The organism is Acinetobacter sp. YH12049, from assembly GCF_013419875.1.
GTDB lineage: Bacteria > Pseudomonadota > Gammaproteobacteria > Pseudomonadales > Moraxellaceae > Acinetobacter > Acinetobacter amyesii.
Map to the genome: position 1 here is coordinate 65,963 of NZ_VOZH01000019.1, position 7,856 is coordinate 73,818.

10 protein-coding genes are annotated in these 7,856 nt (G+C 40.1%); 7 read left to right on the top strand and 3 right to left on the bottom strand.

Annotated elements, in window-relative coordinates; translation table 11 throughout:
* Positions 1-44: 44 nt before the first annotated feature.
* On the bottom strand, positions 45-533 hold the full coding sequence (locus FTU05_RS10180) for a DUF1289 domain-containing protein (RefSeq protein ID WP_168378110.1): 489 nt from the start codon (positions 531-533) through the stop codon (positions 45-47).
* A gap of 188 nt (positions 534-721) precedes the next feature.
* On the opposite strand from FTU05_RS10180, the gene FTU05_RS10185 reads away from it, so the two are divergent.
* The 5 genes from FTU05_RS10185 to FTU05_RS10205 all read left to right on the top strand — a co-directional run bounded on the left by FTU05_RS10185 (position 722) and on the right by FTU05_RS10205 (position 4,094).
* Positions 722-1,654 (top strand): rhodanese-related sulfurtransferase, encoded by a 933-nt coding sequence (locus FTU05_RS10185; protein ID WP_180005054.1) that lies wholly within the window; start codon positions 722-724, stop codon positions 1,652-1,654.
* A gap of 194 nt (positions 1,655-1,848) precedes the next feature.
* On the top strand, positions 1,849-2,145 hold the full coding sequence (locus FTU05_RS10190; RefSeq protein WP_078192186.1) for a hypothetical protein: 297 nt from the start codon (positions 1,849-1,851) through the stop codon (positions 2,143-2,145).
* A 366-nt stretch (positions 2,146-2,511) separates the two neighbouring features.
* Positions 2,512-3,123: a DedA family protein gene (locus FTU05_RS10195; RefSeq protein ID WP_111885305.1), complete on the top strand. Its 612-nt coding sequence runs from the start codon at positions 2,512-2,514 to the stop codon at positions 3,121-3,123.
* Between the two features lie 20 nt (positions 3,124-3,143).
* Positions 3,144-3,554, top strand: coding sequence for an ABZJ_00895 family protein (locus FTU05_RS10200; RefSeq protein ID WP_180021958.1), 411 nt, complete (start codon positions 3,144-3,146; stop codon positions 3,552-3,554).
* A 123-nt stretch (positions 3,555-3,677) separates the two neighbouring features.
* Entirely contained in the window at positions 3,678-4,094 is a 417-nt protein-coding gene (locus FTU05_RS10205; RefSeq protein ID WP_180165186.1) for an ABZJ_00895 family protein, read from the top strand.
* Positions 4,095-4,174: 80 nt separating this feature from the next.
* Here the strand turns inward: FTU05_RS10205 and FTU05_RS10210 are convergent, their stop codons facing one another.
* Both FTU05_RS10210 and FTU05_RS10215 read right to left on the bottom strand, forming a co-directional pair.
* On the bottom strand, positions 4,175-4,699 hold the full coding sequence (locus tag FTU05_RS10210; RefSeq protein WP_078191372.1) for a YecA family protein: 525 nt from the start codon (positions 4,697-4,699) through the stop codon (positions 4,175-4,177).
* Positions 4,700-4,766: 67 nt separating this feature from the next.
* Positions 4,767-4,976 (bottom strand): PA3496 family putative envelope integrity protein, encoded by a 210-nt coding sequence (locus FTU05_RS10215; protein ID WP_078191373.1) that lies wholly within the window; start codon positions 4,974-4,976, stop codon positions 4,767-4,769.
* 399 nt (positions 4,977-5,375) lie between these two features.
* Here FTU05_RS10215 and rpoD point away from each other — a divergent pair, with 399 nt between their 5' ends.
* Both rpoD and FTU05_RS10225 read left to right on the top strand, forming a co-directional pair.
* Positions 5,376-7,265: an RNA polymerase sigma factor RpoD gene (gene rpoD, locus FTU05_RS10220; protein ID WP_078192191.1), complete on the top strand. Its 1,890-nt coding sequence runs from the start codon at positions 5,376-5,378 to the stop codon at positions 7,263-7,265.
* Positions 7,266-7,391: 126 nt separating this feature from the next.
* The gene (locus tag FTU05_RS10225; RefSeq protein ID WP_180165189.1) at positions 7,392-7,679 is read left to right on the top strand and encodes a YbeD family protein; all 288 of its coding nucleotides are present in this window, start codon (positions 7,392-7,394) and stop codon (positions 7,677-7,679) included.
* Positions 7,680-7,856 lie beyond the last annotated feature (177 nt).

Consider the following 7,856-nt stretch of genomic DNA (forward strand, 5'->3'; position numbering starts at 1 on the left):
TATTTTTTAGATCACGATAAATTTCATACATAAAAAAAGAGGACTTAGTCCTCTTCATCCATGTTTTGCAATAAATGCAAGCGAATGGCATCTGCTCTTAAGAATGCCAAATCATAGCTGGCTGTGGCGAGTGCCAAAACGCGACGCTCAAATTCATCCCACAACGGTCGTACCTGTTTGTAATGTATCCCGAGTCCACTTTCATCTGTGAAATGACGGTTTTTTTCGCAGAGCTTGAGTGCGTGATACAGTTTACGGCCTTTGCTTGCATCTGGACGCAAGCGAACTCGCTTAGACAAGACAAAGCCTTCGACATGGATGATATCTGCTTGCGGCAACATCGGTATTAAAATTTGATCTAACTGTGCATCTAAACGACACCAAATGGCCGTGTGTTGCTCTGCCGTATAAGTATTCCATTTTATGACTTCATGATTAAAGCGGCGGCAACCACGACAGACTGAATCACCAAATACCGTAGAACAACGCCCTGCACATGGGGTTAACGAGGCAATTCGACGATCAGTACTCAAAACCGGCTCCATTCAATCAATATTTATGGGATAAAAACAACTCGGCATGACTATACACGCTAAAACTACTGAAATGAAGCTATGATCAAATGTGTGGTTAAAAGCCATCGCTTTACTCGCTTATTCATCCAAATCACGGTAGAATGTGCGCCTTAATTTTTATCCTGTTTATTCATTTGGAGTACTCCATGAACGCTACTGTAGAACAGCTTGCACCTGTAGAACAGCAAGCGACCTCTGGTTGGGTTGTTGCCGCACTTTATCAATTCAAAGAAGTTCAAGATCCTGCTGATCTTCAACAACGTCTTTTAGACTTGGTAAAAACCATCAACCTTTGCGGTACTCTAATTGTGGCAGGTGAAGGTATTAACGGTACGGTTGCCGGTGACCGTAAATCTGTAGATATCATCCATCAATTCCTTCTCAATGAAGGCTTTAATGCGATGGAATACAAAGAATCACATAGTACGGATAAACCATTCCGTAAAATGAAGATCAAACTGAAAAAAGAAATCGTGACTTTAGGTGTGGAAGTGAAACCACGTGATTTAGTCGGTCACTATCTTGATCCTAAAGAATGGAATGAACTAATTACACGTGATGACGTAATCCTAATTGATACACGTAACGACTATGAGTACAAAGCAGGTACATTTAAGGGTGCGATTGACCCGAAAACTGAGACTTTCCGTGAATTCCCTGAATACGTGAAAAAAGAGCTTGAGCAGCATAAAGATAAGAAAATTGCCATGTTCTGTACAGGCGGTATTCGCTGTGAAAAATCAACCTCACTTTTACTTCAAGAAGGCTTTAATGAGGTTTATCACCTTAAAGGCGGTATCTTAAAATATTTAGAAGAAACCCCTGCTTCCGACAGCATGTGGGAAGGTGAATGTTTCGTATTTGACGGTCGTACTGCTGTCACTCACGGTATGGAAGAAGGCGAAAATATCAAATGTCACGCATGCGGTTGGCCACTGGCTCCTGCTGAAGTTGAACTTCCGAGCTACGAACACGGCGTATCATGCAAATACTGTATCGACAAAACTACTGAACAGCAAAAAGCAGGCTTCCGTATGCGTCAATCACAAATTGTGGCAGCAAAACGTAAGCGTCTCTAAGGAAAATTTGTTGTAACGATATATAAATAAAAGCCCTATTTTTAGGGCTTTTTTTACGCATTCTCAACAGTGACTTAATTTTTTTGACAAAATAACTATATCTGGTTATTTACGAGAATCAGTTCGCGCATTTATGCTTATTCTGATCAATTGATCCGAGAAAATCATTATAGATAATTGAAAAGGAAAGCATTATGCCAAAATTAATCAACTCTCCAATTGCAACCTCAAGGCGCCTTGCTTTACCCGCTCCCCGTGTAAAAGAAAGTGTAGGAGAATTAAAACACCTCCTTAACCAACAGTCGCATATTTTGATAGTCAGTATTGCTACATGCATTGGTGCAATTTTTGCCTTATTTATTGCTTATACATTGCACTTACAACCCACTATGCTCAACATTCTTGGACTTTGTGTGATTCCATTTGCTTTATCTCTGAGCTTACGCCAAGTCTATATTCACACACTGTTAAATATGGAACATGATGATTAATTTATGCACCTTGCAACGCTACTTATTGCAACTTTGTCCTACGCTGTTCAGTACATAAAACGATTTTTAAGGCTGCTAAAGCGCCAAAAATCAAAAATAAAATCCAAACTGAACAGCGTACACTCAATACTATAAAAACTATGATCCAAGCCTTTCAATTCTTCAATCTTATATCATTCAGCATTGCTCAATACCATCACTCATTCATACATTTTCCTTCTAATTCAGCCTACGTGCTACTTAATACAAGATGAACTCAACATTTGTTGTTTTTGCTTAGGTGGTTTCAGGAATATTTAAAACGGAACTTTACCCACTGCGCTTTTCAACATAGGATAAATACACCTTTTCTCTGCCTTAGCTACCATGACTTTAACTGAATGGATCATTTCAATCATGGAACAATTGGGTTATCTCGGTATTGCCCTGCTCATGTTTCTTGACAATGTCTTCCCCCCAATCCCCTCTGAAATCATTATGCCCTCGGCTGGCTATTCTGCCTCCCAAGGTCAACTACTCCTCATTGGTGTCATTATTTCAGGTTGTGTCGGTTCTTTACTGGCGGCTGCATTGCTATATTGGATTGGCTATAAATTTAAGCATGAATCCATCTTTCACTTCGTCGATCGCTATGGAAAGTATTTATTTATCAAATCGGCAGATGTCAAAAAATCTCTAGCATGGTTTGAGCAATACGGTCACCGCATTGTATTTTTCGGACGAATGATTCCAGCTGTGCGTTCTCTCATTAGTATTCCTGCTGGAATGAGCCGCATGCCATTTTGGAAGTTTATGTTTTATAGTGGTTTAGGTACGATTATTTGGACCACTTTTTTAGCTTGTATGGGTTTTTATTTAGGTGAAAATCAGCAGTTAATGCAGCAAATATTTAGTAAAGTTGGCCATGTGATTATTCTGATCACAGTCATCATTATTGCTTGGATTTTGTACCGTCGACATCAACGTCGACCTCGTTAATTTTTTGTTTTGGGGCTTAAATGAAACACTATCTCCTACACTTTGCTGCTGTTTATAGCATCGCCTTGGTGCTTTTGATTACCGTATTAATCTTTGGATTAAATCTTGGTGGTATTACATTAATTCCTACATTGGTGGCATGTGCATTAATCAGCGTTGGGCATTTTGTAAAGAAAGAACAACGTGTGCCTAGCAACCATGAAAAGATCCAACTGGTTTGGGGCTCCAGTGCCGTTGCAATCATCATTGGTAGCTTTTTTGTGCTGTTCTTGGTGCTGATGAATCCCAATGCCGAAAGCATTATGAAGTCTGTGGATAATGCAGGCATTGGGCTAACTGCTGTAATTATGCTCTGCATGGTCGCCATTCATGGCACGATATTTCATATTGCCTACGGTTGGTATGCAGACTACTGCGCTAAAAAATTATAAATTTTTTTAACTTATTCCGTTAGAATTTGAATCAATACCCTTCACTGAAACTTAAAATTGAGTGAAGAAACTTCGGGCAAGCTATACTCGCTCTTTATAAAACGAAAACATGAACATTAAATAATGAAAAAATACATCATCACATTTAGCATTGCTTATGCCCTCGCCATGGTCGCTGTCGCAGCCATAGAGTCTTTCTTTGATTTACCCGGTGGTTCATCCATTACCTGTCTCATCGTGGGCGGTTTTGCTGCGGCATCCAGCTTTGTTAAAGACCATCAGCGAGTGCCAAATAAGTTAGAAAAGCGAACTTTGATTTGGAGCTGTATTTTAGCTTCGGTTCTCATCAGTGTCGTTGCTACAGTCATTTGTCTCTTGATCTTCCCTGAAACCCAAGCCTTTATTCAAATGGCGCTAACGCAATTACCCGCTTGGGTCTGGCTGCTTGCTATCAGCTTTACTTTATTCATCCATTATCTCATGTTGGCTTTATCTTTTGGATGGATGGCGAAAAGCTTCTTAAAAGCCCAACGCAGTTAAGCATTAAGATTGATTTTGAATTAAAAAAGTACAGCGCTAAAAAAAGCACCCCAAGGTGCTTTTTTTAAATTTCGTCGAAATTAATTTGGTGTGTGATACATCAAATATAATTCGTTCAAATTGGTTGGGATTTCTTCTGCAAGTTCATCCATCAACTGACCATTGCGACGGAAAGATTCCATTTGTGGATCTTCTTCATCAATGCCGCTGAACACCATGATTGGCAAAGTTAAATCTACCAATTGTTCTTCAAACTCGTCGGTGAACCATGCATCTTCGTTTAGGAACATGGCATCAACGAAGCCAACACTCCAGTCACCAAGACTTGATTCAACATCGGCTTCTTCAATTTCAAATGGAAATTCAATACCATCTTCATTGGCAAGATTCTGACGAATCGATTCGAGCCATGCTTTTACTTGCGCAATAATTTCAGCAGGTACTTTTTTCTGATTGTTATCAAAAAGTTCGTCTAGCCATTTATCAAAAGCTGGGCCTACTGCAATTGCACACAAAAAACCATGAGTCGCTGCAAAATCTAGACCATGCTCGTTGTCATCGCCGTCTAGATAGTCACTCAAAAGGTCTAAATCTAAAGCACTCATTTCAAATCCAGAGTTAGAAACTTAATGCGTAAGCATAGCATTTTCAAGCGCTATGCTAAATCGCTATTTAGTCTTCTTCGTCATCAAAATCATCGTCATCGTCGATGTCGTAATCAAAATCTTTAAGCTCACGTTCAAGACGGCGCTGAGCCAGAAGGTCATCAATAAGTCGGCGCTTTTCTAACGATTCTTTCGCGCTAGTTTTTGCACTGGCCTCATCGAAATTCACATCATCATCACCGTAGTTATCATCTAGTTCAAAATCTGTAGAAGACACCAAAACTACCTCATAATGAAAAAAATTGAAGGGGTCTAGCCGCTATTTATATGGGATATAAAATATTGTCAAGTTTTATTTGTTTTTTTAACAACTAAACTTTAAAAATAGGGCTTTTTTTCTTACCAAAACCTGTGGCATGATATAATCCACCCTGCGTCCTTCATTTTTATGACAGTCAAAGATGACTCGTAAAATAATCGATGCATGGGATGAACTTGAAAACAACAATTTCAGCCCCACCTAAATTACTGAATTTAAATTTTTAATATCTCATTGGACAGCTTGATGCTGTACCGTCCTAATGGGATAAGCCAGCTATTAACAAGATTTAATGAGACGATCGTGCTAAAATGCACGGTTTTTTACTGCCACAGATTCAACGAAGAGTAAGCAAAGATGAGCGATATGACTTCCCCTACTTCTCAAGTAGCGGCTCTGATTAGCCGAGGCAAAGAGCAAGGTTACCTAACTTTCGCCGAGGTTAACGATCATCTCCCGGACTCAATCACTGAAAGTGAACAGATTGAAGACATCATTCAGATGTTGAATGACGTGGGTATTCCGGTACATGATCGTGCACCAGAAACTGACGATACAATGTTTGAAGGTGGCAGCGAAGCGACTGACGAAGTTGCTGAAGAAGAAGCCGCTGCTGTACTTGCATCTGTTGAAAATGAGCCCGGTCGCACCACTGACCCTGTGCGTATGTATATGCGCGAAATGGGTACAGTTGAGCTTTTGACACGTGAAGGCGAAATTAGCATTGCAAAACGCATCGAAGAAGGTATTCGTGACGTTTTACATTCTATTGCTTATTGGCCAAATGCAGTCGAAGTTGTATTGCAAGAATATAAAGATTATGAAGCGGGTGAACGCCGTTTAGCTGATATTCTTTCTGGTTATTTAGATCCAGAATCTGACGAAGCCATCCCAGAAGTGATCGATGAAGATGATTCTGAGATCGATGAAGATGAAGCGTCAACCAACAAGCCAACTAAAGATGTCAAACTTGATGATGACGATGAAGAAGAAGAGTCTGAAGGTGATGATGATTCTGAAGGCGAATCTGGTCCAGATCCTGAAATTGCTAAAGCACGTTTCACTGAGCTTGAACAAGCATGGTTAGTCACTAAAGCTGCAATTGAAAAACATGGTCGTAACAGTAAAGAAGCTGCTGCTGCACTTGAAGCACTTGCAACTGTGTTCATGATGTTCAAATTCACACCACGTTTATTCGACATCATCTCTGATTTGATTCGTAATACCCATGACCAAATCCGTACTTCTGAACGTGAAGTTATGCGCTATGCAGTACGTCGTGGTCGTATGGACCGTACTCAATTCCGTACGTCTTTCCCAGGTCAAGAATCTAACTTTGCTTGGTTAGATGAACAAATTGCTAAAGCACCTGCAGAAATGAAAGGCTATCTTGAAAAAGTCCGCCCTGACGTTCTGGCATTCCAACAAAAAATCGCTGACATCGAGAAAGAACTTGGTTTAGATGTTAAAGGCATCAAAGACATTTCTAAACGTATGTCGATTGGTGAAGCGAAAGCTCGCCGTGCGAAAAAGGAAATGGTTGAAGCTAACTTACGTTTGGTAATTTCGATTGCGAAAAAATACACCAACCGTGGTTTGCAATTCCTCGACTTGATCCAAGAAGGTAACATCGGCTTGATGAAAGCGGTGGATAAATTCGAATATCGTCGTGGTTATAAGTTCTCTACTTATGCAACTTGGTGGATTCGTCAGGCGATTACGCGTTCTATTGCCGACCAAGCACGTACTATTCGTATTCCAGTACACATGATCGAAACCATTAACAAGATCAACCGTGTATCTCGCCAACTTCTTCAAGAAATGGGTCGTGAACCTACACCAGAAGAATTAGGTGAACGTCTAGAAATGGACGAAGTGAAAGTTCGTAAAGTGCTTAAAATCGCGAAAGAACCAATTTCAATGGAAACACCAATTGGTGATGATGAAGATTCGCATCTTGGTGACTTCATTGAAGACGGCAACATCACCTCTCCGATTGATGCTGCAACGTCTGAAGGCTTAAAAGAAGCAACACGTGAAGTTCTTGAAAACTTGACTGAACGTGAAGCGAAAGTCTTGAAAATGCGTTTCGGTATCGATATGCCAACCGACCATACCTTGGAAGAAGTGGGTAAACAGTTTGACGTAACACGTGAACGTATTCGTCAGATTGAAGCGAAAGCATTGCGTAAATTACGTCATCCTTCACGCTCAGAACATCTGCGTTCATTCCTTGAGAATGATTAACCTATAACTAGGACAATGCAGGCTTGAATATGGGGTTTTCCGCCCCATATTATGAGCATGTAGCAAATAATTCCAAATACCTGCTCATTGCAGGTATTTTTACTAATGAGGTGTCCCATGACTGATATGACTAATCGCGCTCCTTCACGTGAATTGCAAGAGCATCTTTGGGTCTTCCCTATGGACTACCCAATTAAATTGATTGGTAATGCAGGTGAAGAACTTCGAGTTGCTGTTGTTGATATTTTACAGAAGCACTTCCCTGAATTTGATGGTGACACAGTAAAAGTACAGCCGTCACGCACAGGTAAATACCACTCTTTAACTGCTCAACTGCGCTTTGAAGAGTTGGAACAAGTTCATGCCTTATACGCTGACCTTGCAGCCTGTCCTTTAATTAAGACAGCGCTATAATTAAAAAGTCCAAAATGCGAAAGTGTTTTGGACTTTTTTTGTGAGAATAAACTTTGTACACGACAAAAAAAGATAACTCATTGAAATAATGGCATAATACTTGTTTTCTGACGACGAATATGATGACACATTTCAATGAGTTACATCTCATCTTAAACAAATATCTAAAGTGGAACA